Here is a 26,331-nt window from a genome sequence, read left to right as displayed (position 1 = left end):
CGACCACCGATGTTAGCTCACGAAAATCTTACAAAATCCTGCGAAGACCTATGAGCCAAACACTGGACTTGATACGTGCAAATGGTGTGGCGGAAGCCGTTGGAGCGTCTGCTCCGCGGCTTCCGACGGCCGCATGGGACATCGATTCCGTCGTGTCCGAATTGGAAGAGGCCAGATCGCGCAGCAAGCGCGTTCTTTCGGCCAGCAACCGACGGGCGCCGTTGCCTAATCCGTCGCGGCTGCGGCAAGCCATCGAACACATTTACGGATCGTTGTTTCCGCGCCATGCCGGCGCTCTGGATCATAGCGAAGACGCGCTTCGCTTCTTTATCGGCGACCGCTTGAACGCCGCTCTGCATATCCTGGTCGAGCAAATTCATCGAGAGCATGCTTTCGTCGATGAAACGCGCGCCGGGCAGGCTGCGCAGAATACGCCGGATGAAATCGTCGGTGCGTTCGCCCGGCAACTTCCTGAACTTTATGCAACGCTCGAAACGGATATTCGCGCTGCTTACGAAGGCGATCCTTCCGCGAAGAGCACGGAAGAAGTCATCCTCAGTTTTCCCGGCGTGAGGGCGGTCATTCATCATCGCGTGGCGCACGCGCTGCACGTTCTCGGTGCGCCCGTCGTTGCACGAATTATCGCCGAACTCGCGCATTCTCAAACGGGAATCGACATTCATCCCGGTGCGCAGATCGGCGCCGGATTCTTCATCGATCATGGAACTGGAGTCGTGATCGGCGAGACCGCCATCATCGGCGAGCGTGTGCGTCTCTACCAAGCCGTGACGCTCGGCGCGAAGCGTTTCTCTGTCGACGAGAGCGGTTCTCTCGTCAAAGGGCAGCCGCGGCATCCGATCATTGAAGACGATGTCGTGATTTATGCCGGCGCGACAATTCTCGGCCGCGTCACGATCGGGCGTGGTTCGTCGATTGGCGGCAATGTCTGGCTTACGCGCAGTGTCCCGCCGAATAGCAATGTCCTGCAGGCTCAGATCCGCAGTGAGACATTTGATAGCGGCGCAGGCATATGAATCCAATATAACGACGTTGACGTCTTGTCCGTCGTTTCGATAAGCAAAAAATCGAAAACGAATTCTCTAGAACCTCAGACAATGGGTAAATCATGGCAGGCGAAGCTCAAACGGCTTTAGGCGATATCGCGGCGCGGCAATTAGCAAATGCGACGAAGACCGTTCCCCAAATGTCGAGCATCACGCCGCGTTGGCTGGTGCATTTCCTGAATTGGGTTCCGGTCGAAGCGGGCATCTATCGCGTCAACAAGGTGCGCGATGCCGACAGCGTCGAGGTTACCTGCTCCGTGCGCGATGAGCGTGTTCTGCCGCAGACCTTCGTCGACTACATCGAAAATCCACGCGAATATCTGTTGAGCGCCGTGCAAACGGTTCTCGATATTCATACGCGCGTTTCGGATCTCTACAGCGTTCCGCACAATCAGATCAAAGAACAGCTTCGTTTGACGATCGAGACGGTGAAAGAGCGTCAGGAAAGCGAACTCATCAACAACAAGGAGTACGGCTTGCTCGCGCACGCCGCTGCTTCTCAGAAGATCAAAACGCGCGGTGGCCCTCCGACGCCGGACGATCTCGACGAACTTATCGCGAAGGTGTGGAAAGAGCCGGCGTTTTTCCTCGCGCATCCTCTTGCGATTGCGGCCTTCGGCCGCGAATGTACGCGCCGTGGCGTGCCGCCGCCGACGGTTACGCTGTTCGGGTCGCCATTCATTACGTGGCGTGGCATTCCGCTCATTCCGTCCGACAAGCTCGAAGTGAAGGGCGGCAAGACCAACATTCTTCTGATCCGCACGGGTGAAGCGAAGCAGGGCGTTGTCGGGCTGTTCCAGCCGGGTCTGCCTGGCGAGCTTTCGAAGGGGCTTTCGGTCCGCTTCATGGGCATCAACGATCAGGCGATCGCCTCCTATCTCGTCTCTCTTTATTGCTCGCTGGCCGTTCTGACGGACGATGCCCTCGGAGTGCTGGAGAACGTCGAGGTGGGCAAGTATCATGTCTATAGCTGATCACGCACGCGAAGCTGCCGATCTCGACGCGCTCGCATCTGCGGCGCGCGGATTCGGGCTCGGGGCCGGGCAGGCGCCAGCAGGCCTGCCCGATGCGACGGCGCTGACAAGGCTCGCGAACGAGCTTTTCGCCGCCGTTCCCGGCCAGTCGGTTCCCGTCTTGGGTGGACCGTCGCTATCGGGTTTCGGAGCGTCGCCCGTCGAGGTTGGCGGTTCGTCTGCGCCGCATGTGGCGTCGGCAGCAACGTCGCCGTTGCCGACTGCCGCGTCACCGGCGCAGCTCGGTGGGCCACAAACTCCGACACCGTTCGATTCATCGGCTCTCGACGAGCGCGTTCTCGATGCGTTGGTCGGTTCTCTCTACCCGGTGCCGACGTCTGCGCTCGGCGGACCGTCGCTACCCGGCGTTGGAGTCTCTCCGGCACAAACGGTTTCTCCGTATGCGCCGAACGCGAACGTACCTGAGGCGACCAACTTTTCGATCGTCCCGGCAGGCAATCCGGCGAGTGGTGTTCCAGTGTCCGGCAGCCAGACGGCTGCTGGCGCTCCGCAGTTCGATCCGTTTGCGGTCAACGTGCTGTCGCAACCGACGACGGATCTGCTTCCGGCCGACGTGGAGGCTGGCCCGTCGCTTTCGGGATTTGGCGGAAGTCGCGATGCGCCGGTGATGCCGCCCAACAGCCGGGTGGAAACGCTGCCGGGCATGACGCAAAGTGCTCCGCCGCAGCCTCCGCCGGCCAATCCGCCGCCGCCCGTGCTCATCGATCATTCCGGCATCGGTGCCCCCGCATCGGGTGGAACGCGGCTGCCGCTGAGCGACATTCCGCTTCCGTTCGAGGCCGAGTTGAAATCGCTGCTGGCGCCGCTGTTCTCGGAGTCGGCCGCGTCCACGCCGCCCGGCGTCGACGGTTCATCGCTCTATTTCCTGAATGGGACTTCGCCAAGCGCGAACGGAATCAACGTTCCGGGTTTGACGCCGACGGCACTTGCGCCGGCAACATCCGGGCGAGGCTTTGATGTTTCGGCCGTGCGTCGCGATTTCCCGATCTTGAACGAAACGGTGAACGGCAAGCCGCTCATCTGGTTCGACAATGCGGCGACGACGCAAAAGCCGAAACAGGTGATCGATCGTCTCAAATATTTCTACGAGCACGAGAATTCCAACATTCATCGTGCGGCTCACGAGTTGGCTGCGCGCGCGACGGACGCTTACGAAGGTGCGCGCTCAAAGGTGGCGCGATTTCTCAATGCGCGTTCGGCGGACGACATCATCTTTACGCGCGGTGCGACTGAAGCGATCAATCTGATCGCGGCGACGTATGGACGGCAGCATGTCGGACCCGGCGACGAAATCGTCATCACGAATCTCGAGCATCATGCCAACATCGTTCCCTGGCAGCAGCTTTGCCTTGCCAAGGGCGCAAAACTTCGCGTTGCGCCCGTGGACGATCACGGCGCATTGCTACTCGACGAATTCGGGAAGTTGCTGAATTCCAAAACCAAGATCGTTGCCTTCGCTCACGTTTCGAATGCGTTGGGTACGGTTACCCCGGCTAAGACGATCATCGAAATGGCGCATCGCGTCGGAGCTCGCGTGCTCGTCGATGGGGCGCAGTCGGTGTCGCACATGAAAGTCGATGTGCAGGATCTCGATGCCGACTTCCTGGTGCTGTCGGGTCACAAGCTGTTTGCTCCGACCGGCATCGGTGCGCTGTTCGCGAAGAAGGAAATCATGGATGCGCTGCCGCCCTATCAGAGCGGCGGCAACATGATCCGCGATGTGACGTTCGAGCGGACCGAATTTCATGGTTCGCCGCAGCGCTTTGAAGCGGGTACGGGCAACATCGCTGATGCGGTCGGCCTCGGCGCTGCGATCGACTATGTCGAGCGCCTTGGACTTCACAATATCGCTGACTACGAGCACAAACTTCTCGTTTACGCGACCGAGCGGCTGCTGCAGATTCCAAATCTGCGGATCATCGGACGGGCGCCGGAAAAGGCGAGCGTCATTTCGCTCACGCTTAAAGGCATTCCGAGTGAAGAGATCGGGGCGCGGCTCAACAAGTACGGTATCGCCGTGCGGTCGGGTCACCACTGCGCGCAGCCGATTCTTCGGCGCTTCGGGCAGGAGACGACCGTTCGTCCATCGTTTGCCTTCTACAACACATGTGGCGAGATCGATGTGCTGGTCGCCGCGTTGAAAGACATTCAAGCGGAGACCGGCCTCGTGCGTGTGTAGGCGCCGGAGACCGGACCGATTGCGAGCAGGTTGGAAAGATAGTTTTGGCTGAAGCGCATATGCGCTTCAGCTTTTTTGTTGCGCGGTGCACTGCATTTCGTTGCATCGTCCAAAATAACGGAATTAGCGGCGTTATCGTTTTTGGTGATTTGCATATTCGAAAAGCGCGCTTAAGCTGCCTCGACGCTATGACAGCGGAGAGCGGTAATGAAACAGACATGTCTGATGATCGGTGCACTCTCGGGATTCATCGCAATTGGCGCCACGGCATCGCAGGCTGATGACGGTATCTCGTCGAGGTCCGCGAATGTGGTCACGGCGTGCAGCCGTTACGGCAACTATCCCTGCTATACGGCTCCGTTGCGCCAAGGCGCTTACGGGAAAAAACTCGAACTTCGTCATGGAACGTTGATCGATTGCGCGCGCGATTGCAAAAATACGCTTCGTGAAGCGACCGTCGATTTTTGGGACACCATGCGTGAGAACAGCGGCTGAGAACACCACGTTGTAGTGAGCAAAAAGAAGGGCCGCATTCCTCACGGAATGCGGCCCTTTTGATCGCAGTTGAATACACCTAGACGGGACGAAAAGGCCTTCAGACTTTGATCAGAACTTTATCTGCGCGCCAGCAGTGAAGAACTGGATTGGTTCCTGAGTGGAGTGAGCGCCGTTGAGTGCAGTCGCGTCAAGCTCGACGTGCTTATAGTCGAGGTAGACGTCGACGACTTCATTCAGGTTCTGGTTGACGCCAAGGCCCCAGCCGCGGATTTCCGAGCTTGCAACCCGGTAGCCTGCGCCTGATGCGCCAGCGAACAAGCTTGAGATGTTCACCGCGCTGATCAGTCCGGTGCTGGAAGATGTAGAGAATCCGGCACCGCGATCGAGATTGAAGTACTCGCCGAAGAGCGTCGTTTTGCCGATCGGGAAGAACTTGCGTTCGATACCGGCCTGGATCGTCCAGAAGCTTGTCACGTCATCGACGTTCTGGCCGTAAAGATTATCCAGTCCAGCGTCATGCAAGCGGCCGTAAGCACCCGAAGCGTAGAGACCGGTTTCGATGTGCAGGATCGAGCCGCTCAGACCGACTTCATCCGTATCGCCAGCGCCACGGTTGACCGCTGTGACGTGGCCAGCGGGACTGTTCGAGACGTCATCCGAATGCGTGTATGCAATACCGGCTGCGAGCTTGAAGCCCGAGTGCTCTCCGGCAAAGCGAAGCGCGACGTTCCAGATGTCGTCCTCGCCCCAAGCTGCTGAGGCTGTGAAGCCAGCAACCGTCGGCGTTTCGTATTTCACGACATTGAAGCGATGCCCTTCGCCAGGCGCCGCCTGCTGTGCACCCTGCGCAACGAACTGACCGTAGCGATTGTTGCTGGTCGAGAGGACGCCGTTGTTGCGATAGAGGTAGAAGCCGTTACCTTGATCGCCGAAGGTGTTGCCCCAACTGTTCGTGAACGAGAAGTGGTTGGTGTTGGCGAGGTTGATTTCGGTAATGCCGTCGGCTGCGTCCGAGGTCTGACCGACCCAGACTTTGCCGTAGTCCTTACCGCTCAAGTACCAGGCGCTATGGCGGACGCTGACGCCGTTGTCAGCATTCGGTCCGAACTGGTTGACCCGATCTTCGCGGGCGCCGCGGATGCCGAGTTCAAGCAGGTAACCGGCGGTCCAGTCCTTGGTGATCTGAGCCGAACCCAGGAAGCGGACGCGATCCTGCGCAGTTTCGTTGGTCACGACGTAAGCGTTGCTTCTGTGACCATCGTCCCAGAACAAAACCGCTTCGTTGACGAAGCCCGACACGGTCAAGGAGACCTTGCGGTTGCCCTTGCGGGCTGTTGTCGCTTCGAGCTCAGCGATGCGCTCTTCAAGGTCCGCGCAGCAATTTCCCCCGAGATCGGCTGCAGAGACCGGCGTGACGCCAAGCAGAATAAGGCTGGCAACGGCTGTTCCCAAAATGGAACGAGCGTGCGTGCTAGTGCCCCCGTACATCTAGAATACCTCCACGTAAAACCCCATTGCTCGGCACCTCGTGGACATGCACATCCCTGCCGGTTGTGATGTCCACGTATCGAATGGATCTGCGCTCCGTATGCTGATCAATGTCGATCGGTGTCCGAGTGCGGGCACTAAGCCGTGGCGGAAAATAAAGATGAAATGAGAATATGTGCGTTGGTTATGAGTGTCTCGGGAATATGCTTATCTTGATTTGTGGTTTGTTCGGGCAAATCTGATTTCTAGATTTGTTTATTAGAAAAGCGTGGCCCGCGCTTTTAGTGTGCGGAAGAATTTTTTATCCGTATGCAGATCGGCGTAGAGAGACCATCGGCTTTCATTCAAATTGAGATTTAAAAACTCGGGGCGTCTCCGACTGTTATAGCGGTCAGTTTGAAGGCTCGCGCGCCCTCCGCTTGAGCAGCTGGAAACTCTGCGAAATTGACGGTGCCGTTGCGCAACATTGTGTGGCTCAGTCGATGACCGTCGCTCCCGTCATGCGCCGCCGTCGGTCGCCTGCCGAATCCAAGCGGCGCGCGCGATGACGAATTTTGGCGACCTCGCGTGCGATCTGCTGACGAGTCGTCGGTGGAATCGACGCTGGTTTCTTCGCGGGCCGTTGTTGGGCAAGCTTCGATAGCTGAGATCCGATTTCAGATGCAGGCAGACAATAATCTATCGTCGTGTTGCGCATGGCGTTCAGCGGCATCGAATCGAAGATGGCGTCAGACGGGTCCTGTATTACGGTCGTGCCGCCGCAAAGTTTTACCGCTCGGAGACCTGCTGAGCCGTCGTTGAGACCGCCCGACAGGACGACGCCGACCGAGCGCTCGCCGAAACCGAGTGCAACGGATCGAAATAGCGGATCAATCGCGGGACGGCTGCAATTTTCGTGGGGTCCTCGTAGCGTTTGTAGTTTGCCATGCTTGTCGACGAGGAGGTGCCTGTCGGGCGGAGCGAAATAGATGCGGCCATTTTCTATGACGGTCCCGTCAATGCCGTTCGTCGCTGGCAGTCGCCCGTTATGCGCCAAGATATCAGGTAAATAGCCAGGACTGTCGGGCGAAATATGCACGACGATGAGGATGGGAGCGGCGAAGTCAGCGGGTAATTGCTGGACAATCGTCAGAAGTGCTTCGATGCCTCCGGCGGACGCGCCTACTGCGAAAACTCTGTTGTAATCCACTCCGCCGCTCCTGCAGTCTGCGTTCTTGGTCAACGCAGAGGCAGCGCAAAAGCTCCGAACCGCCGTTAAAGGCGACGTTATTCCAACAGACAGTCGATTGTGCAGATCACGCCCGTGACGCGGAATTCGCGCTTAACGTCTGCATTGGGCAGGCCTTTTTCCAGCAACGAGCTGCCGAACCCTCTGCGGGTGGGCTCGGAGACCTTTGGGCCTCCCTCTTCCGACCAGGTGATCAAGAGGCGCTTCTTGCCACCTTTCTCACTTTTCTTCCAAATCAGCGTGACCTTGCCGTCCTTATTGCTCAGCGCACCGTATTTGACAGCGTTGGTTTCCAACTCATGCAGAGCTAGAGCAAGCGGCGTCGCCAGTTCGCCAGGAAGTTCGACGTGTGGTCCTTCGAAACGAAAGCGATCTGTCATGCCTGTGAGCTGTTCCGATAACAGCCGCTCGAACGCGACGCTCTGCCATTCGTTCTGCACGAGCAAATCGTGCGATATCGCCAGTGCACGTAAACGTGAGTTCAACGTGTTGCGTGCGCTGTCGGTTGCGCCGCTGTCGCGCAAGCTTTGTCCGGCGATGGCTTGAACGACGGCGTAGATATTCTTGAATCGGTGTGACAGCTCGGCGAGCAGCAGGTGCTGACGCTCCTGCCAGCGTTCTTCCATTTTCCGTTGTTCGGTGATGTCGACAAACGTGACGACGACGCCTTCGATGCGGTCATCAAGCGTCCGGTAGGGCCTGACGCGGAGCAGAAACCAGCGGCCGTCCGTGCTTTCGATCGTTTTCTCGATCGTCGTCAGATCGGCGAGGACACGTTTGCCGTCGCGCGTCAGGTCATTGTATTTCAGTTTGTTCGTAAAATCGGAGATCGGCCGGCCTTCATCTCCGCTGACAACATTGAAAATATGAGCGAGACGCGGCGTGAACCGGTTTATGCGCATATCGGGATCGAGAAACAGCGTCGCCAGATCCGTGGCCGCCATTAGATTCTGAAGATCGTTATGTGCGCGCGAAACGCTTTCGAGCTTGAGCTTGAGTTCATTGTTGAGCGTCTGAAGCTCTTCGTTGATCGACTGGAGCTCTTCCTTGCTTGTCTCCAGTTCTTCGGACGTCGAGCGATACTCTTCGTTCATGGACTGCAGCTCTTCGTTGGAAGCGCGCAGTTCTTCTGTCACGGCCTCATACTGATCGCGGCTCGCCCGTAGGTGCTCGCGCGTCGCCAGAAGTTCTTCTCGAAGTTCGGTGACGACGGTCGTCGATGCGGAATCGTCGGTGGTGCGGCTGTCGTTCTTGCGTTCGACGGGACCGCCTTCGAGAAACAGGACGAGCGCGACCCGTGCGTCGTTTTCCTTTTGCACAGGGCGAATTTGTAGACTTACAGCGTGTTCGTCTCCGTTGAAACGAACGGGGATCGGCATCGTAAGCGTGGGCTGGTTCTGTTCGAATGCGCGATGCAGTCCTGCGCGCAGGTCGAGGCGGTTCGGGGCGGACGATGTCAGGAGCTTCGCTCGTCATCGGACCGCCGGAGTGCAGGAGAAAGCGACCGGCCGTTTCCGACAGCGTGACGATCTGATGCGTCTCGTCGATCATGATGCTGGGAGGCGCAGTTGCTTCAAGAGCTTGTCGATGCATGGACATATCGTTCGTGCTGGGCGACCGTCGCAAGACAGGACGCGTTGGCGGTTCGGCGATCGTCGGGCCGGTAAGAATGCGAGGAAGCGGCGGGAGCTTGTCGCGCGGCCGCTCCAATGCCTGATAAATTCGCGTGTCGCGATCCACGATACGAAAAAGCGTGTTGCCGTCGATCGTTTCGGATGAGCCGAGGAACAAGTATCCGCCGGGTCTCAAAGCATAATGGAATGTAGAGGCGACCTGCTGCTGGAGATCACGATCCAGATAGATCAACAAATTGCGGCACGAGATAAGGTCGATATGTGAAAACGGCGGATCACGAAGCAAGCTGTGCGCAGCAAATACGACGAGATCGCGCACTTCTCGCTTGATGCGATAGCTGTCGCCCTCGCGGGTGAAATATCGTTGAAGCCGTTGTTCGGAGACGTCGGATTTGATCGACAGAGGATAGCAGGCCTCGCGGGCGGTCGCGAGAGCAGTCGAGTCGAGGTCGGACGCGAAAAGCTGGATCTCGGGTTTCAATTCGCGTCGCGCGGCTTCCTCGAGAATGAGAATGCCGAGAGAGTAGACTTCCTCGCCCGTCGCGCAGCCCGGAACCCATACGCGCAGAACGGAATCGGGATCTCTGTTTGCGAACAGTTTTGGGATGATGTCGCGTGATAGGTAGTCGAAGGCCGGAGGGTCTCGGAAAAAACACGTGACTGAGATGAGGAGGTCGGCGAACAAGGCCTGAATTTCTTCTGGCTTGGAGCGCAGGTGAGCCGTGTAGTCCTCGATATTGTCGGAGCGCGTGACCTGCATTCGTCGTGCGAGCCGCCGCACGACGGTCGGGCGTTTGTAGTTCGAGAAATCGTGTCCGGTTTTCAGTCGCAGAAAGCCGAGAATTCGTTTCAGCGCATCCTCGTTGCTGCCCGCAATCTGTTCGGCATGCAACTGTCCCTTCTTCCGGATCAACTCCGGTATTCGTAAGGCGATGTCGCGGATGGGCAGGATGAGATCGGCGACGCCGCTTGCGATGGCGGCCCGCGGCATCGAGGAGAATGAAGCTTCGGCTGGATCCTGCACCAGGACGATGCCGCCGTTTTCCTTGATGTCCTTGACGCCATTCGAGCCGTCGGAACCGGCGCCCGACATGATGATCGCGAATCCGTCACCATGCTGCCTGGCGAGCGAGCGGAAAAAAGAATCGACCGGCGCGCGCTGTCCGCGGGGTTCATCGAATGGCGCGGTCGAGATCTGGGAAGCCGATATGAGAAGCCTGCGGTTCGGGCTTATTACGTAGACGTGGTTGGCAACTATGTCTGTGGCGTCGCCGACTTCGGTGACGGGCATGCTGGTCGCGAGCGACAGGATCCGCGCCAGATCGCTTTGGTGTTCCGGGTCGAGATGAAGAATGACGACATAGGCCGCGCCAGTGTCGCTCGGAAGGGTCTTGAAAAAAGCCTGTAGCGCGGGAATTCCGCCGGCAGAAGCGCCGATGCCCGTGACCGGGACGGCATTGACCGAAGAGGAGGGAGCTAGCGGCGTTGCATCAGAGGTCATGACGTTTGCGCTGAATTCTTTGGAATGCTTCTATCATAACGCGTCGTCAGGCGAAAATCTTGCGTTATTCTCAGCCGTAGCGTGGTGCGAACAGCCGGCTCAACTCCCGTTCAGCGACGCCATACAGACCGTCACAACACTGTTCAAGGCCGCTCCGGTTGATCAGCCGGATATGCCCTCGCGAATTGCAGATCAGTCCTTGGCTTTCGAGGTGCTGGAGGGCAATCGTCACGCCTGCGCGCCGTACTCCGAGCATGAAGGCGAGGAATTCGTGCGTGAGATGAAGGCCGTCGCCCGGCACCCGGTCATCGGCCATCAGCAGCCAGCGGGCGAGGCGCTGATCGAGCCTTCCGCGCGCATTCGCCAAAGCGGTGTTGGCGGCCTGAATCAAGAACACGTAAATATGTTTCAGGAAAGCATCCCTGAGCGTCGAACTCATCGCCATAAGCATCGAAAGATCGCCGGCCAGAACAGCACGTCCGTCACCCGGTATCTGCACGAAGACGTTCGTCAATGCAGGTTCGCTTCGAAGAACAACGGAGGCACCGGTCATTCCTTCCCATCCGATAATGCCGGCTTCGGATTCGTGGCGCTTGTTTTGGCTGACCGCGATAACGGATATCAATCCCCGATAGGGAAAATAGATGCGCTCGACCTTTTTATTTGTCTGCTCAAGGCAATCGCGAGCGCGAAATTGGACGGTCTCGAGATACGGCTCCAAAAGCTCGTAATCGGCAAGGCTAAGACTGGATAAGATAAGGTTTCCACGAGAATTGAGACGGGCAGCATTTTTCATGGCCTTCATCTCCTCCCGCGATAATGGCCGTCACGCAATCAGAGTGTACCTAAGCGTACCGTGTTTCTCACTGGATGTCATGATGTGGGTCGGAAAGCGGACTAAAATCTAACTGTTAACTCCCACAATAGTTGCGGACACTGCCGGGATGCTGATCTTCTTCGACATAATCATGGGGCTGCAGAGGCTCGCCGACGCCGAAGGTGCTGAATTCGATAATATCGAGGCAGCGCGAGCCGAGGCGAGAACGATTGCGTCCGATATTATTATTGAGGAAATCCGGCGTGGTGGCAATGTCGGAGCAGACTGGCGGATCGATGTACGGGACGTTGCGGGGACCATTCTTGCGCAAGTTCTGTTTTATGAAGTCGTCTTTGAGCCAATTGCCAATTCCTATACTGCGACCTCGTTGAGACGCCATCTGCTCGGCGATACATTTCCAATTCCGTCTTATCATCGTTCAATGGCAACCGTCGCTGAGGCTCGAGCCATCGCCGCCAATGTTCGAAATGTCGTCCGAGAGATCAAACAGCGATTGGACGAAATCGCCTGACTCCATCCGCGTTGGGCTTGAGCGGAAACTCGAGATTTTAAGTTAGAATCTATGGGAATCCGCAGTAGCACGCTTCAAAGCTCAACGGCCAGCCGTCGCAGGTGGAAGGTAGAAACGGAGGCGATTGCGAGGCTGGTTTCGCTCGGAAACGGCAAATTTTGAAGAGCGTTCACGCGGTGAGGCGGAACTAGCGTCGGGCTATTCAGGCTCGGTCGAGCGAACGCCGATGGCAAAGCCGGATGCCGGCAGCGTTTCAGCACAGCCGAAGCATGCCGAGCCCGGAGTAAATTTGAGTTCAGGCTCTACGGCACTCTTACTGAGCGCGCGGTGCCACCGTTCCAGATGATCGGCGTGGCAGCATTCGCGATTTCGTTCGTCGGGTCTCTTAAACATATCGCGGGAACAACGGTCACCTCCGAGAGTTGGGCTAAGCGAAGACCAGCCAGAAGGTCCAGCCATGTTCCGTCTTCTCTCGCTTTATCTCTGCATATTCGCGACCTCCGCCATCGCGGCCGATCTTCCGCCAGCAACCAAGACGTTCGTCGACAAGGTTGCGGTTTCCAACAAGTTTGAAATCGATACGAGCGGGCTTGCGCTGAAGTACGGTAAAGCGGCTCTCGTCAATACGTTCGCCCGGCAGATGATCGATGATCACACGAAAGCGGGCGCTGACTTCAAGGCCAGCTTGGCGCAGGCCAACATTGCGCCGCCGTCTGACTCTCTGGATGTCAGCCACACTGCGAAATACGCACAGCTCAGATTGTTCACGACGGAAAAGGGCTTCGATCACGCGTATGTGCAGGCTCAGGTTGAGGCTCACCAAGACGCAGTCGCGACGTTCAAGGATTATGCAGCAAACGGTCCAACGCCTTCGCTGAAGTCCTTTGCTGAGAGAACGTTGCCCACTCTCGAGCATCATCTCGACATGGCGAAGTCCCTGCAGACCAAAATACCAGCCGAGGATTGATCATGCCCATTCTGCTTTGGCTTATCGGAATTCCGATACCGATCATTATTCTTCTTTACCTTCTTTTCTGATGAGGTCGTGATGGCAATGACACCACTGGACAGTCCTATGGCCGTTCTTTCTGAGGACGAAACCAAGTACGTAGATTGGCCTGCGATCTTCGGGGCTACGGCGATCTCCTCGGCAAGCAGCATGTTGCTCGGAGCGGCTGGCGTCGCTCTCGGCCTCGCGGCGGTTTCTCCGTGGAGCTATGACAACCCATCGCCGTCGGCGATGACGGCTGCCGGCGCCGCGTGGTTTGCAATAACCGCATTATATGCCGGCGCAGTCGGCGGATATGTCGTGGGCCGCTTACGAAAGCCAGCGCTCGATGCGTCAGTCGACGAGCGCTCCAATCGAGACGGCTTGAATGCGTTGATCGTCTGGGGTTTCGGCCTGTTGCTGACGACCTTCCTCGCGAGTTCGATCGTTGCGTCGGGCGTCGGCAGAACAGCAACTGTTGCGGCGCAGGCCGCAGGTCCAGTTCTTTCGGAAAGCGTCAAGGCTTCAGCCAATCAGGCCGGCGACTTCGTCGGCTACTACGTCGACCGTGCGTTGAGAACAACGACTGCCAATGCGCCGGGAGGCGCACCCGGGCAGGGTAACGATGCAAAATCGGAAGTCGCCCGTATCGTCACGCACAGCATCGCGGCTGGAAGTTTTTCTCCCGCCGATCGCATGGATCTCGAAAGAGTTGTCGCCCGGCAGACCGGGATCAGCGAACCGGAAGCCAAGGCGCGCGTGGATCAGATGATCCGGGAAGCGAACGAGGCCTACAATAAGACAGTGCAGACAGCCAAAGAGACGGCTGATCAGGCGCGGAAGATAGCGGCCTCCGTCACGACGTGGTTCGTGGTCGTGTCATTGCTGGCCGGCATCCTTGCGTGGTTCGCTGGTATCATCGGCGGGCGGCATCGCGACGAAAACCTTCAGGTCTGAGGAGATTTCGATGAGTTCGATACTGCTCGTCATCATTCTGCTTGCGCTCTTGGCGGCGCTTCCGCGTTGGGAATACAGTCGAGATTGGGGGTATGGTCCATCCGGCGTTCTCGCAGTCGTGCTTGTCTTGCTGGTCATCATGGCGCTTACGCACAGCGGCGCGCCGCTGAGGTGATTGCCGGCGCACACTCTATTCTCGAAGCGCGGGCTAACCGCCTTCGAGCAACGTAAGAAAAATCGAAGCTTTATTTTTTCTTCCGAACCGCCTTGGCGCGCTTTTCCAGGAGATTTTCCGCTGCACGCGCCAAGCGTTCAGCACGGAGCCGCGCCGTCTTTTCTCGCGTCGCTGCGCTCTGAGCCTTTATCTCTTCGAGAGCCTGCTGGCCGTCTGCCGCACGAGCCTGCTTCTTTTCCGCAGCGCGGACTTTTGCAAGCTCGCGCTCGTGCTTCGCCTGAAGCTCGTCGATGAACGCGCGGTGCTTCGCGCTCTTGGGATAGTCCCACATATCAGACACTCGGTTGATCGGAATGCGCAGCGAACAAGCTGCTGTCATGCTGCAGAACGCGAGTCGCGGCATTGGCGCGAGACGCCATGCGATCCAATAGTCAGCGGGTTAGCACCGCCTAAGATCGTGAAAATCGCACGGGGTATGAGAAGACGATCTGCGTGTCGATAACGCGCAAGGAGGCATCGAGTTCCGGTGAAAAATTTCGCACCAAGCGAGAGAGGAGGGCGATCGCGCACGTTCGGCAGGACCGCGCCCACCTTGATCCCCATCGAGAGGGACGAGAAGGCCCGAATGTTCAGGCCGCCTGCCTACCAGCGCAAGAACTCGTTCTGCTCATGGTCATAGCGCATCATGCCGTTCTCGCCTTCGCCTTCAAATTGCGACAACGCTTCAGCAAGCTCGGCCCGAACCGCGGGAGAGACGCGCTTTTCATCGATGATGCTGCGGACCGTGTGCACCAGCTCGTCGACGCCCGAACCGTCGATCGCGGCTTGCGCGTCGCGCCGGAACGTCTGCCACATCGGCTTGCCTTTAAACCGGGCGTCAGTGGGCTTGCCGTTCGCTTGGCAAAGAGCCCGGCTGATCCTCTCGACGAGAGGCGGAAATTGACGAACCAAGGGGTGCTCCTTCACGTGTCAGCAAAGTCTCACCCGCGCGCTTTCTCGCTCCCTTGGAATTCGTTTCGTCCCTGAGGCTGCCGTAGAGCCTCTTCTTTTCTTTATTTGTTGACGCGAAACGCGTTGCGATGTGTACGATGCGTTTCGGGAAGCGTCCAACAATAAAATCTTAGAAACTAAACAATCGCATGACGCTATTGCGTGACGGAACGTCGCGAAGTTTGCTTGTGCCGTCAACACGTGCTGCGGTAATCTTGTTCGTGCGCGCTAAAGAATAACGTTAGTTGGACGGCCGGAACTTACGTCTGGAACCGTGACCGAATGAAGCGCGTTTTGTGCATCATCGTACACAAACGCGAGCAATTTTCTTGCCCAGCTCGGATCTTCAAGTCGATCTCACAAATTGCGACCGCGAGCCCATCCACATGCTGGGGGCCGTTCAGCCTATCGGCTTTTTGTTCGCGGTAACGACGGATTGGATCGTCGCTCGGGCATCCGAGAACATTTCCGATTTCATTGGCTGCCGGGCGACCGACATGATTGGTCACCCGTTGGCGGAGTTCCTACCTTCGCGCGCGCTGCATGACCTTCGCAACCGGGTCAGTCTGCTGCGTGGAGCCGATTCCATAGAACGACTCTTCGCATGCGAGCTTATCAAGGACCGGTTCTTCGACGTCGCTGTCCACATTTCCGGCGCTTACATCGTTGTCGAAGCTGAGGCCGGCAACGAACCGCCTAAGGACATCACCGGCACCGTCCGCACGATGATGGCGCGATTGGACCAGACGCCGGATTTTACTTCGTTCTACCGCGAAGGTGCGCGCCAGGTTCGGGCATTGCTCGGTTACGATCGCGTCATGGTCTATAAGTTCGATACGGACGGATCGGGCGAAGTCGTTGGCGAAGCCTGCAAGAGCGGAATTGGATCGTTCAAAGGTCTGCACTATCCAGCGAGCGATATTCCGCAGCAAGCTCGGGCGCTCTATCGTCGAAACCTGCTGCGCATTATCGCTGATGTTGGCGCCGTGCCGGTCAGGATCACGCCTGAACTCGACGAGTTCGGAAGGCCGATGGATCTTTCCCTGTCGATGCTGCGGTCCGTTTCGCCGATCCACATCGAATATCTGAAGAACATGGGCGTCGGCGCATCGCTCTCAATCTCGATCATCGTGGATGACGAACTTTGGGGATTGTTTGCATGCCATCATTATTCCCGGATGGTTCCGAACTTTCAGATGCGCTCGGTGAGCGAACTCTTCGCGCAGATGTTTGCCATGCGGCTCGAAAGCCGCGAGCGACGCGCGATCGTCGAATACGAGCGTCGGGCGCGCGATATTTCGGATCAGCTGTTGGGCGCCGTTGCGTCTGATGAAACTCTTCTCAAAGATCCGGACTGGCTCGCCGACATCCTCACAAACACAATTCCGGCGGACGGGGTCGGCGTGTGGATCAACGGCAGTTACGCGTTTTCCGGGATCACGCCGTCGACGGAAGCCTTCCGGCAGATCGTTCGCGCGCTGAACGGTACGGCTGCCGGAAAGGTTTTCGCGACAGATCAGATCACCTCATTGATTAGCGCGATCGATAGCAACGGTGTCGCCGGGTTGCTGGCAATTCCCATCTCGCGGTCGCCGCGGGATTATGTGGTTCTATTTCGCTCCGAGATGGTCCGCTCCGTCCGCTGGGCCGGTGACCCGCATAAGCCTGCTGTTTACGGACCGAATGGTCCGCGCCTCACGCCGCGCGAAAGTTTCGCGGAATGGAAGGAGCTTGTCGAAGGTCGCTCGAAGCCGTTCACGTCGTCAGAAATGCGCGTTGCTGAAACATTACGTGCGACGCTCATCGAGGTCGTTCTGCGTCTTGCAGACGAGGCAGCCGCGGAGCGGCATCAGGCAAGTGCGCGTCAGGAGCTGCTCATCGCGGAGCTCAATCATCGCGTTCGCAATATCCTTGGCGTCATCCGCGGATTGATCCGGCAATCGCAGCCCGACGATGAGGCGGTGGCGAAATTCGTGCAGCTCGTCGATGGGCGTATTCATGCTCTCGCGCGCGCACATAATCAGATTACTGACGATCATTGGGGTCCGGCTCCGCTGCAAGCTCTCGTGGATGCGGAGTCTGCGGCGATTTCGGCAGGTGCCGACCGTATAGGCGGCGGCGGCCCTCCTGTACTGCTCAACCCGCAAGCTTATTCGGCGATGGCGCTGGTGGTGCACGAGCTTGTTACGAACTCGACAAAATACGGAAGCCTGACGACCAACGGCCGCGTGGAAATGACGTGGCATCGCAATGGCGCTCGCGATCTCGTCGTGGCGTGGCGCGAATACGGTGGTCCACCCGTGCGCCCTCCGCAGCGTAAGGGGTTCGGCACGACGATCATCGAGCGCTCAGTTCCTTACGATCTCGGAGGAAGCGCGGAGGCGCGATACAGCGAAACCGGGTTCGAGGCCGATTTCATCATTCCGGCGCGGCATGTCTCCGAAGCGAAGTCGTTCGCTGGCAAGGCGATTAAGTTCGCACGCCCGGCGCCAGGACATCCTGTCGAGCCGCCGCCGAAATTTCTAGCAAATCGAAGCGTGTTGCTGGTTGAGGATAGCCTCATCATCTCGCTGGATGCGGAAGACATCCTGACAAGGCTTGGCGCTGACACGGTCATCACTCATGCAACAACGCAGGGAGCGCTCGATTATCTCGAATCCGAGACGCCTTCGTTAGCCGTGCTCGATATCAATCTCGGAGATCGGACGAGCTTTCCCGTGGCTGATCGTCTCCAGGAACTCGGCGTACCGTTCATATTCGCGAGTGGCTATGGCGAGCAGGCTTCGCTGCCGATGGAGCATCGCGCGCGGCAGGTTCTGCAGAAGCCGTACACGATAGAAAATATTGCACGTGCGCTCGTCGAGCTTCTGGAATCCTCCGACTAACTGCCGGCGTGGATGCAGAAGCGCGACGAGCCGCTTCGTGTCAATTCCAGGTATGCAGCAGGATCTGCCAGCCTGACGCCTCGCGGGCCAGAACGTTGACCCAGTTACCGCCGAAGCTAGCGCCTTCGCCTTTCTCGCCAGGTCCAGTCAGATTCCACGTGCCGATGGCAATCACCGTATCGCCGCGATCAATGACGGAAGCGACTTTGATGTCATGTTTCGTCAGGCCATTGGCGCGAATGCCGGCAAAAAACTTCGCGATCGCATCGCGACCCTCGATCGGTGCGCCTCCAGCAGGGATCACGCGGCCCGAGGCGGCATAGAAACTGCCGAGCTTTTCGGTGTCGCCGGAGTTGAATGTGTCGTCCCAGGCTTTTGCAACCTTTTCGAGCGCATTCGTCATTTCAATCTCCAATATAATCGACAAGTTCCGCGACGCGCGGTATTTGTGACCGCGTGGTTACAAGTAGTCACCCTGCGCTGGGAGTCAAATCGAAATGACCAATCGGTCACAAATGCCGCGGCGCGCGGACGCTCCGGTCAGGCTTCACTTGCCCGCCGCGGAGCGCGAGCGTCAGATCATCGAGGCGGCGGCGCAGTTTTTTTCGGACAATGGGTTTGAAGGGCAGACGCGAGAGCTCGCCAAGACGATGGGCATCACGCATTCAGCCATTTTCCGATATTTCCCGACGAAGGATGCGCTGATCGAGCGTGTCTACGAGCATGTGTTTGTTGCGCGTTGGGATTCGGCTTGGAAAGCGCTCATCTGTGATCGATCGCTGCCGCTCGAAGCGCGGCTGATACAATTCTATTCCGAGTATACGGAGCGGATCTTCGATGCTCGCTGGATGCGCATTTTCATGTTCGCCGGCCTCAAGGGCCACCCCATGACGCATCGTTATGTTGCGCTCATCAGGAACCAGTTCATCAAACCGTGCTGCAACGAGCTGCGCGTGGATTTGGCTTTGCCATCCATCGCTTCGGTCGCCATGACGCCACGCGAAGAAGAACTGTTCTGGGGACTGCATGGAGCTGTGTTCTATGTGGGCATCCGGACGTTCATCTACGAGGTGCAGACCTCTCCGAACCGTGCCGAAGTCATCCGCGATCAGGTGCAGACGTTTCTTGCAGGTGCGCCGCGCATTCTGCGCGAGGCTGTAATTGCGTCCAAATGATAAAGGCCGGTTTTCACCGGCCTTTATCAGGAATGCTCACGCGAGCTGGGCGTAGACTTCTATTTCGACTTTCTGCCACGGCCTCAACATTGAAGAGACCTGGATGAGCGTGCTCGCGGGCCGGATCTTATCGAAAGTTTCGAGGTGCGCTTTCGCGACGTCCTCTGCATCGTTGACGTCGCGAAGATAAACGACGGTGCGCACGACGTCCGCGGCGGTCGCGCCGGCTTCGCCCAAAGCTTTTTCGATGATCTCCAGTGCGGCGCGTGCCTGCGCATAGGCGCCGCTCTTTTCATGCCCGGCTGGCGCGCATGTTCCGGAGACATGAATGTCTTTGCCGAAGCGCACGGCTCGCGAGTAGCCGAAAACGGATTCGTATGCGCCGCCGGACGAGATGTTGACGCGCTGTGCTGCATTATTCTTGGGCATTCGTATTTTCCGATCCTCTAGATGTTGGTTGCGTCTCGAAAGCGATACCAAGTCTCGACCGTTGGGACGGCGCGCTTGGCGATAGGGTGGGCGGGAAAAGCGGGGAAGGCCAGATCGTCGAAGGCGGTATGACCCTCGGGTTTGCCGAGGACTTGCAATGCGATCTTGTTGCCGAAGTAGGTGGCGCGCGAAACGCCTGTTCCGCAGTAGCCAACGGCGTAATGCACGCCGGAAGCGGCGCGGCCGAGATGCGGAATTTCATCGAACGTGTAGCCGATGAGGCCGTCCCAGCCGTGCGTAACACGCACGTCTTTCAAATCAGGAAAGACGGAGAGCATGTCGCGTGCGAGGTGACGGTAGGCGACGGGCGATTTGTCGGACGCCAGTCGTCCGATGCGTCCGCCCCAAAGGATGCGACGCGCATCCGGTGCGCCGCGGAAATAGTAGAAAACGCGATTGGTATTGCCGTAGACGCGATTGTTCGGAAGTAGCCGATTGAACAAAGCTTCGGGCAGTTCGTCGGTTGCGATGATCGCTGATCCGATCGAAACGATGCGTCGGCCAAGCTCCGGCACGAGGCCGTCCGTGTAGCCGTTCGTGGCGATGATGACGTTTTTGGCGAAGCATTCTCCGGCGCCGGTTCTAACGTTGAAGCCGCCGTTCGCTGCGGTGATCGCGGTGACGGGCGTGTGGTCGAGGATCGAACCGCCTGCGCCTTGAATTCTTTCCAGCAGCCCAGCGTGATATAATCCGGGATGCAGCGAGGCATCGTTTGGTAGAACGGAGCCGCCGAAGAACATGTCGCTGCCGATTTCGGAAGATTGCTCGGACTTCGGAACCATGAAGCTTTCGACGCCTGCGATCTCTTTGAGATCTTGCATGTCGGCGGCCATCGCTTCGTAGTGTTCAGGACGAATGGCTGCGCGAAAGCGACCGCAGCGGCGAAAATAGCAGTCGATTTTTTCGTCAGCGATCAACTCGGCAATATAGTCGAGCATGCGCGTGCCTTCGCGCAGCATTTCCTCGGCTTTTTTTCGTCCGCGTAATGCAATCAGCTTCTTCACTCTGAACTTCTGATTGCCGCTGCCGACCTGTCCGCCGTTGCGCGTGCTGGCGCCGTATCCTGCGCGATCGCGCTCGAATACGACAACCTGCCGCCCGTTCTTGAGAAGCGTCAACGCCGCCGACAGTCCAGTGAACCCCGAACCTATGATCGCCACATCGCAGTGGCGCGGAACAGGTTTTTGCGAATGCGAAGGGCGCTCCGGCAGCGCATCCCACCAGTACGGTCGATAGTGAAGCGCCTGCGCGGCGTGCACTTTTCCTGTTGCGAGTTCCACGGCCGATGGGTGGTTCGAAACTTCTCCGCTGGCGCTCATGCGTATTCCCCTAAAGTCGCGGTGTTTCATAGGCTACAAATTTATTGCACTGTATGCAATATGCCTTTATAAGTGATGCCACAAGAAAAAGCGGCCGCGCAATTCAGAACGCCGCGGGAGGAAACGAATGTTGCAGGCAGATCACTGGACCTGGCGTCGTGTGCCAGGCCAATACGCGACGCCAACGAACCTTGATGTCGCCGGCGCCAAGCAGTTTCTGGCGCAGAATCATATCCGCTACGTTCTTGCGCAATTCGCCGACATCTATGGTGTCGCGAAAAGCAAGGCGGTTCCCGTCGAACATTTTGAAGACGTGCTTACGGACGGCGTCGGATTTGCCGGCGGCGGCGTGTTCGGCATGCGCCTTGCTCCGCACGAACCCGAATACATGGTCGTGGGCGATCTTTCGACATTGACGCTCGTTCCGTGGGCGCCGGGATACGCGCGGGTGATGGGGACCGGGATGGTCAACGGCAAGCCGCATCCCATCGATACGCGGAATATTCTGAAAGCGCAGATGGCTCGCTTGTCGGAGCGCGGGTGGACGCTGCTCACGGGCATCGAGCCCGAGTTTTCGCTGCTGCAGAAGCTTCCGGACGGATCGATCGCTCCCTTCGACAGCACTGACAGTTTGCAGAAGCCTGCCTACGACTATCGCGGCTTATCTCGCGCCCGGACGTTCCTCGAGCGGGTTACGGAATGCCTGCAATCGCTCGGTATCGATGTTTATCAGATCGATCATGAGGACGCGAACGGCCAATACGAAATCAATTTCAAGTATGCTGACGCGCTGACTTCGGCCGATCAGATTCTTCTGTTCAAGATGGCTGCTGCCGAAATCGCGCACGAGCTTGGCGCGGTCTGTTCGTTCATGCCGAAACCCAAAAGTTCGATGACGGGCAACGGCATGCACATTCATTGCTCAATCGCGGACGCGGCGGGCAAGAATATCTTCCACGACGCCTCCGACAAGAACGGTATGGGACTGTCGCAGCTTGCGTATCACTTCATCGGCGGACTTCTCACGCATGCGCGGGCCCTCACGGCGCTGCTGGCGCCGTCGGTCAATTCCTATAAGCGTCTCGTGATCGGGCGCACGGCATCAGGCACGACGTGGGCGCCGGTGTTCGTTGCTTACGGCGATAACAATCGGACGGCCATGGTGCGCATTCCTTATGGGCGCATCGAACTGCGCGTCGGCGATTCCGGGATGAACCCGTACCTTGCGCAGGCCGCGCTCATCGCAGCGGGCCTTGATGGCGTCGAACGCAAGCTCGATCCGGGTCCGCCGCAGAACATCAACTTCTATGCGCTGACGCCGTCCGAGATCAAAGAGAAGAACATTCAAATTCTTCCGCAGTCTCTCAGCGAGGCTATCGAGGCACTCGATCAGAGCGAACTGTTTCGGAAGACGCTTGGCGGCGACTTCATCGACGAATTCGTGTCGCTCAAGCGGGAGGAGTGGCTGGATTACCACCGGCACGTCTCCGATTGGGAAACACAGCGCTACCTCAGCTTCTTCTAAGGCGGCGTATACAGCAGGAGAAAAACATCATGTGCGGCATCGCCGGACTGTTCATCAAAAATCCAAAGCTCGAACCGCAGCTCGGCGAGCTTCTCACGAAAATGACGTCAACGCTGTGTAGCCGGGGGCCGGACTCGGCCGGCTTTGCGATCTACAGCGGGGGCCAGGATGGCAAGACGAAGCTGACCATCGCAGGGCCGTCGCCAGATTATGATATCGCCACGGCTGCGGAAAAGCTGCGTGCGGCGGTCGCTCCGAAGGCGCCAACGGCCATTCACTATTCGCACGCTGTGCTGACTCTCACGGCCAACGAAGCCCGGCATGCGCGCGAGTGGCTTGAAGCCAATCTGCCGGATGTCAACGTCGTCAGCGAAGGCCACCGGCTCGAAATTTTCAAAGAGGTCGGATATCCCGACGACGTCGCCGCGCTGTTCGGCATTGGCGCGATGTCCGGCTCGCACGGCATTACGCACACCCGCATGGCAACGGAGTCGGCGGTGAGCACGGATGGTGCGCATCCGTTTTCGACGGGCGCCGATCAATGCCTGGTGCATAACGGCTCGCTTTCCAACCACGCGAGTCTGCGGCGGCAGCTGCAGCGCGACGGCATCAAGATCAAAACGCAGAACGATAGCGAGGTCGCGGCCGGCTATCTCACGAAACAGATGCGCAGCGGGCAGACGCTCGAAGGCGCGCTCAAATCCAGCCTCGACGATCTCGATGGGTTCTTCACGTTCGTTGTCGGGACGGAAAAGGGATTTGGCGTCCTTCGCGATCCGATCGCGTGCAAGCCGGCCGTGATGGCGGAGACCGACGACTACGTCGCATTCGCGTCCGAATACAAGAGCCTCGCGGGCCTTCCGGGAATTTCCGGCGCCAAGGTTTGGGAGCCGAAGCCAGCCACAGTTTACTTCTGGGAGCGCAGCTAATGCCGAATATTGATCTTTCAAAAACGCGTGTCCGCGAACTCAACGCGGCGCTGCATCAGCTGAAGCCCGATACGAATGAAACGCTCTGGACGATTACGAACCCCGGCGGCGAGCATTCGATTGCTGCGGGTGTCGACGCCGACGTCACCATCAATATCCAGGGCAACGCCGGGTACTACTGCGGTGGCATGAACAAGAAGGCGACGATCGTCGTTGAGGGAAGCGCCGGGCAGGGTGTCGGCGAAAACATGATGTCGGGGCTCATTCACGTCAAAGGCGACGCGAGCCAGAGCGCAGGCGCCACTGGGCGCGGCGGACGTCTGATCGTCGACGGCAATGCGTCAGCGCGTTGTGGCATTTCGATGAAAGGCATCGATATCGTCGTCAAAGGCGACATCGGTCATCTTTCCGCGTTCATGGGGCAGAACGGACGCCTCGTCGTGTTCGGTGAGGCCGGAGAGGCGCTAGGCGACTCTCTCTATGAAGCGCGCATCTACGTGCGGGGGCCCGTCGCGAGCCTTGGTGCAGACTGCATCGAAAAGCAAATGCGCGACGAGCACAAAGCCGAACTGCACGAACTCCTGAAGCTGTCGGGAGAGGCGTTCAAGGTGGATGTCGCGGAATTTCGCCGCTACGGCTCCGCGCGCAAGCTCTACAACTTTAACATCGATAACGCGGGAGCGTACTGATGACCCAGCATGAACGGTCTTGGCCAACCACGACTCCGCGTCCGTCGGCGACCTTCGATGACTACACGCTGTCGGAAATCCGGCGTGCGGCTGCAACGGGTATCTATGATATCCGTGGCGGCGGCTCGAAGCGAAGGCTCCCGAATTTCGACGATCTGCTTCTTCTCGGCGCGTCGATGTCGCGCTATCCGCTGGAAGGATATCGCGAGAAGTGCGGAACGGAAGTCGTGCTCGGCAATCGCTTTGCGAAGAAGCCGCTGAAGCTTTCGATTCCGATCACGATTGCCGGGATGAGCTTCGGTTCGCTGTCGGCCAACACCAAGGAAGCGCTCGGACGCGGCGCCTCGGCAGCGGGGACGTCGACCACGACGGGCGACGGCGGCATGACGCCGGAAGAGCGCGGGCAGTCGAAATATCTCGTCTATCAATATCTGCCGTCGCGCTACGGCATGAACCCCGACGATCTTCGGAAAGCCGACGCGATCGAGATCGTGATCGGGCAGGGCGCGAAGCCCGGCGGCGGCGGCATGCTGCTCGGTCAGAAGATTTCCGACCGCGTCGCAGAAATGCGTCAGCTTCCGAAGGGCATCGATCAGCGCTCCGCATGCCGGCATCCGGACTGGACGGGTGCGGATGACCTTGAGGTCAAGATTCAGGAGCTGCGTGAAATCACCGATTGGGAGAAGCCCATTTATCTGAAGGTCGGTGCAAGCCGTCCTTACTTCGACGTCAACCTCGCGGTGAAAGCCGGTGCCGACGTCATCGTGCTCGACGGCATGCAGGGCGGCACGGCGGCGACGCAAGAGGTGTTCATCGAGCACGTCGGCATTCCGCTGCTCTCGGCGATCCCGCCTGCGGTGAAGGCGCTTCAGGATCTCGGTATGCATCGCAAGGTGCAGTTGATCGTCTCCGGAGGCATCAGAACAGGTGCTGACGTGGCGAAGGCGCTGGCGCTCGGCGCTGATGCTGTTGCAATCGGTACGGCGGCGCTCGTCGCGCTCGGCGACAACGATCCCAAATGGGAAAAGGAATACGAGAAGCTCGGCACGCGCGCCGGCTGCTACGACGATTGGCACGAGGGGAAGGATCCGGCGGGCATCACGACGCAAACGCCGGAGCTGACCCAGCGGCTCGATCCGGTGGCCGCCGGACGTCGCCTTGCAAACTATCTCAAGGTCTTGACGCTCGAAGCGCAAACGCTGGCGCGTGCGTGCGGCAAGAACCACCTGCATAATCTTGAGCCCGAAGATCTCGTGGCTCTCACGCTGGAAGCTGCGGCGATGGCTCGTGTCCCATTGGCCGGAACTTCCTGGGTCCCAGGAGCGAGGTGACCGTTTCCCCGGTTACCTCCACTTGCCGGAGGCGTCACAGCCTCCGGCCTTTTCATATACTCGGCGTCACGTGTTATAGAAAATGATCGCGAGAAATCTTATGCGGTCATCGAGAAGCTTTTCGGGGCCGTGCACGACGTCGCCGGAGAAGGTGAACGCGTCGCCCGGCTCGACGAGATAGGTTCGATCTCCGAAGCGGTATTCCATTCGCCCCTGAAGCATGTAGATGAATTCAGTTCCCGGATGCGCGAAGCGCGGATAGGACTCGCTTTTCTTGTCCATCTCGATGAAGAACGGCTCGAAAAGCTTGCGCGGTCCTCGATCGTAAGCGAGCAGCCGGTAGGTGTGGCCGAATTTCGTTCCGACGCGCACGACTTCCATCTGCTCGGCGCGTTTGACGAGCTGAGCGCTTCCGCGCTGCGTATCCGTTTCCTTGAAGAGATCGCCGAGTCCGATGCCGACCGCCGCGCAGAGGCGTTCAAGTGCATCGAGGCTGGCCATCGCCATGCCGTTTTCTATTCGGCTCAGCATCGCGCTCGATAGTCCGGCGCCGGCACTGAGGTCGGCGAGAGTCAGATTTGCTTCCGCGCGACGGCGCTTGATGACCGCTCCGATTCGGCTTTCAAGCGGAAGATTCGCGAAATCTCTGTTGTCCGCCAAATCCGGCGTGGGCTTGCGCGCTGCGGGCCGTCGGATTTTCCGCAGCCCCTTCTCTTTGCTCATGTCTTGCTGATGTCCCGTGTTTTTCATCAGCCTAATACGACTGCAGTCCCGGCGCAATTTTTGTGCAGTGCGAGGCCTTGACTAACTCACGAAATGGAGAATGCTGCTTTGCATCTGATACAAAAGTTTATAATGCATCAAATGCAAATGACTTGCGTAGTATGCAATTTTATGAATTCAT

At 58.3% G+C, this 26,331-nt stretch carries 23 protein-coding genes and 1 pseudogene; 14 read left to right on the top strand and 10 right to left on the bottom strand.

The window, feature by feature from the left end; all coding sequences use genetic code 11:
* The first annotated feature begins 50 nt into the window (after window positions 1–50).
* The 4 genes from epsC (at window position 51) to HYPGJ_RS09815 (ending at window position 4,772) form a co-directional block, all read left to right on the top strand.
* Window positions 51–1,034, top strand: coding sequence for a serine O-acetyltransferase EpsC (gene epsC, locus HYPGJ_RS09835; protein WP_083984089.1), 984 nt, complete (start codon window positions 51–53; stop codon window positions 1,032–1,034).
* A gap of 92 nt (window positions 1,035–1,126) precedes the next feature.
* Window positions 1,127–2,038 carry a family 2A encapsulin nanocompartment shell protein gene (locus HYPGJ_RS09830; RefSeq protein ID WP_046847043.1) on the top strand — a complete coding sequence of 304 codons (912 nt, stop codon included), beginning with the start codon at window positions 1,127–1,129 and terminating at the stop codon, window positions 2,036–2,038.
* The gene (locus tag HYPGJ_RS09825) at window positions 2,025–4,277 is read left to right on the top strand and encodes a family 2A encapsulin nanocompartment cargo protein cysteine desulfurase (RefSeq protein WP_046847042.1); all 2,253 of its coding nucleotides are present in this window, start codon (window positions 2,025–2,027) and stop codon (window positions 4,275–4,277) included. Before HYPGJ_RS09830 ends, HYPGJ_RS09825 begins: the two co-directional genes overlap by 14 nt.
* A 207-nt stretch (window positions 4,278–4,484) precedes the next feature.
* Window positions 4,485–4,772, top strand: a complete 288-nt coding sequence (locus HYPGJ_RS09815; protein WP_143440508.1) for a hypothetical protein — start codon at window positions 4,485–4,487, stop codon at window positions 4,770–4,772.
* A 111-nt stretch (window positions 4,773–4,883) separates the two neighbouring features.
* Here HYPGJ_RS09815 and HYPGJ_RS09810 read toward each other — a convergent pair whose 3' ends face one another.
* The 4 genes and pseudogenes from HYPGJ_RS09810 to HYPGJ_RS09795 all read right to left on the bottom strand — a co-directional run bounded on the left by HYPGJ_RS09810 (window position 4,884) and on the right by HYPGJ_RS09795 (window position 11,431).
* The gene (locus tag HYPGJ_RS09810; protein WP_046847039.1) at window positions 4,884–6,263 is read right to left on the bottom strand and encodes a hypothetical protein; all 1,380 of its coding nucleotides are present in this window, start codon (window positions 6,261–6,263) and stop codon (window positions 4,884–4,886) included.
* Window positions 6,264–6,738: 475 nt separating this feature from the next.
* Window positions 6,739–7,452 carry a chemotaxis protein CheB gene (locus HYPGJ_RS09805; protein ID WP_052750858.1) on the bottom strand — a complete coding sequence of 238 codons (714 nt, stop codon included), beginning with the start codon at window positions 7,450–7,452 and terminating at the stop codon, window positions 6,739–6,741.
* A 77-nt stretch (window positions 7,453–7,529) separates the two neighbouring features.
* A pseudogene (locus HYPGJ_RS18540) lies at window positions 7,530–10,626 on the bottom strand (chemotaxis protein CheB).
* Between the two features lie 70 nt (window positions 10,627–10,696).
* Window positions 10,697–11,431, bottom strand: a complete 735-nt coding sequence (locus HYPGJ_RS09795; protein ID WP_046847038.1) for a Crp/Fnr family transcriptional regulator — start codon at window positions 11,429–11,431, stop codon at window positions 10,697–10,699.
* A 139-nt stretch (window positions 11,432–11,570) separates the two neighbouring features.
* Between HYPGJ_RS09795 and HYPGJ_RS09790 the strand changes: the two genes are divergently transcribed.
* The 4 genes from HYPGJ_RS09790 (at window position 11,571) to HYPGJ_RS18765 (ending at window position 14,095) form a co-directional block, all read left to right on the top strand.
* Window positions 11,571–11,975 (top strand): hypothetical protein, encoded by a 405-nt coding sequence (locus HYPGJ_RS09790; protein WP_046847037.1) that lies wholly within the window; start codon window positions 11,571–11,573, stop codon window positions 11,973–11,975.
* 457 nt (window positions 11,976–12,432) lie between these two features.
* Entirely contained in the window at window positions 12,433–12,942 is a 510-nt protein-coding gene (locus tag HYPGJ_RS09785; RefSeq protein ID WP_046847036.1) for a DUF4142 domain-containing protein, read from the top strand.
* Window positions 12,943–13,050: 108 nt separating this feature from the next.
* Window positions 13,051–13,920 carry a hypothetical protein gene (locus tag HYPGJ_RS09780; RefSeq protein ID WP_046847035.1) on the top strand — a complete coding sequence of 290 codons (870 nt, stop codon included), beginning with the start codon at window positions 13,051–13,053 and terminating at the stop codon, window positions 13,918–13,920.
* A 10-nt stretch (window positions 13,921–13,930) separates the two neighbouring features.
* Complete coding sequence (locus HYPGJ_RS18765; RefSeq protein ID WP_200185707.1) at window positions 13,931–14,095, top strand: DUF3309 family protein; 165 nt, start codon at window positions 13,931–13,933, stop codon at window positions 14,093–14,095.
* A 70-nt stretch (window positions 14,096–14,165) separates the two neighbouring features.
* Here the strand turns inward: HYPGJ_RS18765 and HYPGJ_RS09775 are convergent, their stop codons facing one another.
* Together HYPGJ_RS09775 and HYPGJ_RS09770 are read right to left on the bottom strand one after the other, a co-directional pair.
* Window positions 14,166–14,426 (bottom strand): hypothetical protein, encoded by a 261-nt coding sequence (locus HYPGJ_RS09775; RefSeq protein ID WP_046848284.1) that lies wholly within the window; start codon window positions 14,424–14,426, stop codon window positions 14,166–14,168.
* 311 nt (window positions 14,427–14,737) lie between these two features.
* On the bottom strand, window positions 14,738–15,046 hold the full coding sequence (locus HYPGJ_RS09770) for a hypothetical protein (protein ID WP_046847034.1): 309 nt from the start codon (window positions 15,044–15,046) through the stop codon (window positions 14,738–14,740).
* Window positions 15,047–15,414: 368 nt separating this feature from the next.
* On the opposite strand from HYPGJ_RS09770, the gene HYPGJ_RS09765 reads away from it, so the two are divergent.
* The gene (locus HYPGJ_RS09765; RefSeq protein ID WP_083984087.1) at window positions 15,415–17,970 is read left to right on the top strand and encodes an HWE histidine kinase domain-containing protein; all 2,556 of its coding nucleotides are present in this window, start codon (window positions 15,415–15,417) and stop codon (window positions 17,968–17,970) included.
* A 40-nt stretch (window positions 17,971–18,010) separates the two neighbouring features.
* On the opposite strand, the gene HYPGJ_RS09760 is transcribed toward HYPGJ_RS09765, so the two are convergent.
* The gene (locus HYPGJ_RS09760) at window positions 18,011–18,373 is read right to left on the bottom strand and encodes a DUF4440 domain-containing protein (RefSeq protein ID WP_052750855.1); all 363 of its coding nucleotides are present in this window, start codon (window positions 18,371–18,373) and stop codon (window positions 18,011–18,013) included.
* A 94-nt stretch (window positions 18,374–18,467) separates the two neighbouring features.
* On the opposite strand from HYPGJ_RS09760, the gene HYPGJ_RS09755 reads away from it, so the two are divergent.
* Window positions 18,468–19,145, top strand: a complete 678-nt coding sequence (locus HYPGJ_RS09755) for a TetR/AcrR family transcriptional regulator (protein ID WP_083984086.1) — start codon at window positions 18,468–18,470, stop codon at window positions 19,143–19,145.
* Between the two features lie 36 nt (window positions 19,146–19,181).
* Here HYPGJ_RS09755 and HYPGJ_RS09750 read toward each other — a convergent pair whose 3' ends face one another.
* The gene (locus HYPGJ_RS09750) at window positions 19,182–19,574 is read right to left on the bottom strand and encodes a RidA family protein (RefSeq protein WP_046847030.1); all 393 of its coding nucleotides are present in this window, start codon (window positions 19,572–19,574) and stop codon (window positions 19,182–19,184) included.
* 17 nt (window positions 19,575–19,591) lie between these two features.
* The gene (locus HYPGJ_RS09745) at window positions 19,592–20,953 is read right to left on the bottom strand and encodes an FAD-binding oxidoreductase (protein ID WP_052750854.1); all 1,362 of its coding nucleotides are present in this window, start codon (window positions 20,951–20,953) and stop codon (window positions 19,592–19,594) included.
* A 127-nt stretch (window positions 20,954–21,080) separates the two neighbouring features.
* Here HYPGJ_RS09745 and glnT point away from each other — a divergent pair, with 127 nt between their 5' ends.
* Genes glnT through HYPGJ_RS09725 form a run of 4 tightly spaced genes read left to right on the top strand, consistent with a single transcriptional unit; the run spans window position 21,081 to window position 25,427 of the window.
* Window positions 21,081–22,478: a type III glutamate--ammonia ligase gene (gene glnT / locus HYPGJ_RS09740; protein ID WP_046847029.1), complete on the top strand. Its 1,398-nt coding sequence runs from the start codon at window positions 21,081–21,083 to the stop codon at window positions 22,476–22,478.
* 29 nt (window positions 22,479–22,507) lie between these two features.
* The gene (locus HYPGJ_RS09735) at window positions 22,508–23,407 is read left to right on the top strand and encodes a glutamine amidotransferase (protein WP_046847028.1); all 900 of its coding nucleotides are present in this window, start codon (window positions 22,508–22,510) and stop codon (window positions 23,405–23,407) included.
* Window positions 23,407–24,096 carry a GXGXG domain-containing protein gene (locus HYPGJ_RS09730; RefSeq protein WP_046847027.1) on the top strand — a complete coding sequence of 230 codons (690 nt, stop codon included), beginning with the start codon at window positions 23,407–23,409 and terminating at the stop codon, window positions 24,094–24,096. The genes HYPGJ_RS09735 and HYPGJ_RS09730 overlap by 1 nt, the downstream gene beginning before the upstream one ends.
* Window positions 24,096–25,427 (top strand): FMN-binding glutamate synthase family protein, encoded by a 1,332-nt coding sequence (locus tag HYPGJ_RS09725; RefSeq protein ID WP_046847026.1) that lies wholly within the window; start codon window positions 24,096–24,098, stop codon window positions 25,425–25,427. The genes HYPGJ_RS09730 and HYPGJ_RS09725 overlap by 1 nt, the downstream gene beginning before the upstream one ends.
* A 66-nt stretch (window positions 25,428–25,493) precedes the next feature.
* On the opposite strand, the gene HYPGJ_RS09720 is transcribed toward HYPGJ_RS09725, so the two are convergent.
* On the bottom strand, window positions 25,494–26,150 hold the full coding sequence (locus HYPGJ_RS09720) for an XRE family transcriptional regulator (RefSeq protein ID WP_052750954.1): 657 nt from the start codon (window positions 26,148–26,150) through the stop codon (window positions 25,494–25,496).
* Window positions 26,151–26,331: the final 181 nt, after the last annotated feature.

The sequence above is a fragment of the Hyphomicrobium sp. GJ21 genome, assembly GCF_001006785.1.
Classification (GTDB): Bacteria; Pseudomonadota; Alphaproteobacteria; order Rhizobiales; family Hyphomicrobiaceae; genus Hyphomicrobium_B.
This window is presented reverse-complemented; position numbering and strand designations above follow the sequence as displayed.

Excerpts from the sequence above, each read along its gene's own strand:
- epsC (WP_083984089.1), top strand. The coding sequence starts at position 51 with ATGAGCCAAACACTGGACTTGATACGTGCAAATGGTGTGGCGGAAGCC.
- HYPGJ_RS09830 (WP_046847043.1), top strand. The coding sequence starts at position 1,127 with ATGGCAGGCGAAGCTCAAACGGCTTTAGGCGATATCGCGGCGCGGCAA.
- HYPGJ_RS09825 (WP_046847042.1), top strand. The coding sequence starts at position 2,025 with ATGTCTATAGCTGATCACGCACGCGAAGCTGCCGATCTCGACGCGCTC.
- HYPGJ_RS09815 (WP_143440508.1), top strand. The coding sequence starts at position 4,485 with ATGAAACAGACATGTCTGATGATCGGTGCACTCTCGGGATTCATCGCA.
- HYPGJ_RS09810 (WP_046847039.1), bottom strand. The coding sequence starts at position 6,263 with ATGTACGGGGGCACTAGCACGCACGCTCGTTCCATTTTGGGAACAGCC.
- HYPGJ_RS09795 (WP_046847038.1), bottom strand. The coding sequence starts at position 11,431 with ATGAAGGCCATGAAAAATGCTGCCCGTCTCAATTCTCGTGGAAACCTT.
- HYPGJ_RS09790 (WP_046847037.1), top strand. The coding sequence starts at position 11,571 with ATGCTGATCTTCTTCGACATAATCATGGGGCTGCAGAGGCTCGCCGAC.
- HYPGJ_RS09785 (WP_046847036.1), top strand. The coding sequence starts at position 12,433 with ATGTTCCGTCTTCTCTCGCTTTATCTCTGCATATTCGCGACCTCCGCC.
- HYPGJ_RS09780 (WP_046847035.1), top strand. The coding sequence starts at position 13,051 with ATGGCCGTTCTTTCTGAGGACGAAACCAAGTACGTAGATTGGCCTGCG.
- HYPGJ_RS18765 (WP_200185707.1), top strand. The coding sequence starts at position 13,931 with ATGAGTTCGATACTGCTCGTCATCATTCTGCTTGCGCTCTTGGCGGCG.
- HYPGJ_RS09775 (WP_046848284.1), bottom strand. The coding sequence starts at position 14,426 with ATGTGGGACTATCCCAAGAGCGCGAAGCACCGCGCGTTCATCGACGAG.
- HYPGJ_RS09760 (WP_052750855.1), bottom strand. The coding sequence starts at position 18,373 with ATGACGAATGCGCTCGAAAAGGTTGCAAAAGCCTGGGACGACACATTC.
- HYPGJ_RS09755 (WP_083984086.1), top strand. The coding sequence starts at position 18,468 with ATGACCAATCGGTCACAAATGCCGCGGCGCGCGGACGCTCCGGTCAGG.
- HYPGJ_RS09750 (WP_046847030.1), bottom strand. The coding sequence starts at position 19,574 with ATGCCCAAGAATAATGCAGCACAGCGCGTCAACATCTCGTCCGGCGGC.
- HYPGJ_RS09745 (WP_052750854.1), bottom strand. The coding sequence starts at position 20,953 with ATGAGCGCCAGCGGAGAAGTTTCGAACCACCCATCGGCCGTGGAACTC.
- glnT (WP_046847029.1), top strand. The coding sequence starts at position 21,081 with ATGTTGCAGGCAGATCACTGGACCTGGCGTCGTGTGCCAGGCCAATAC.
- HYPGJ_RS09735 (WP_046847028.1), top strand. The coding sequence starts at position 22,508 with ATGTGCGGCATCGCCGGACTGTTCATCAAAAATCCAAAGCTCGAACCG.
- HYPGJ_RS09730 (WP_046847027.1), top strand. The coding sequence starts at position 23,407 with ATGCCGAATATTGATCTTTCAAAAACGCGTGTCCGCGAACTCAACGCG.
- HYPGJ_RS09725 (WP_046847026.1), top strand. The coding sequence starts at position 24,096 with ATGACCCAGCATGAACGGTCTTGGCCAACCACGACTCCGCGTCCGTCG.
- HYPGJ_RS09720 (WP_052750954.1), bottom strand. The coding sequence starts at position 26,150 with ATGAGCAAAGAGAAGGGGCTGCGGAAAATCCGACGGCCCGCAGCGCGC.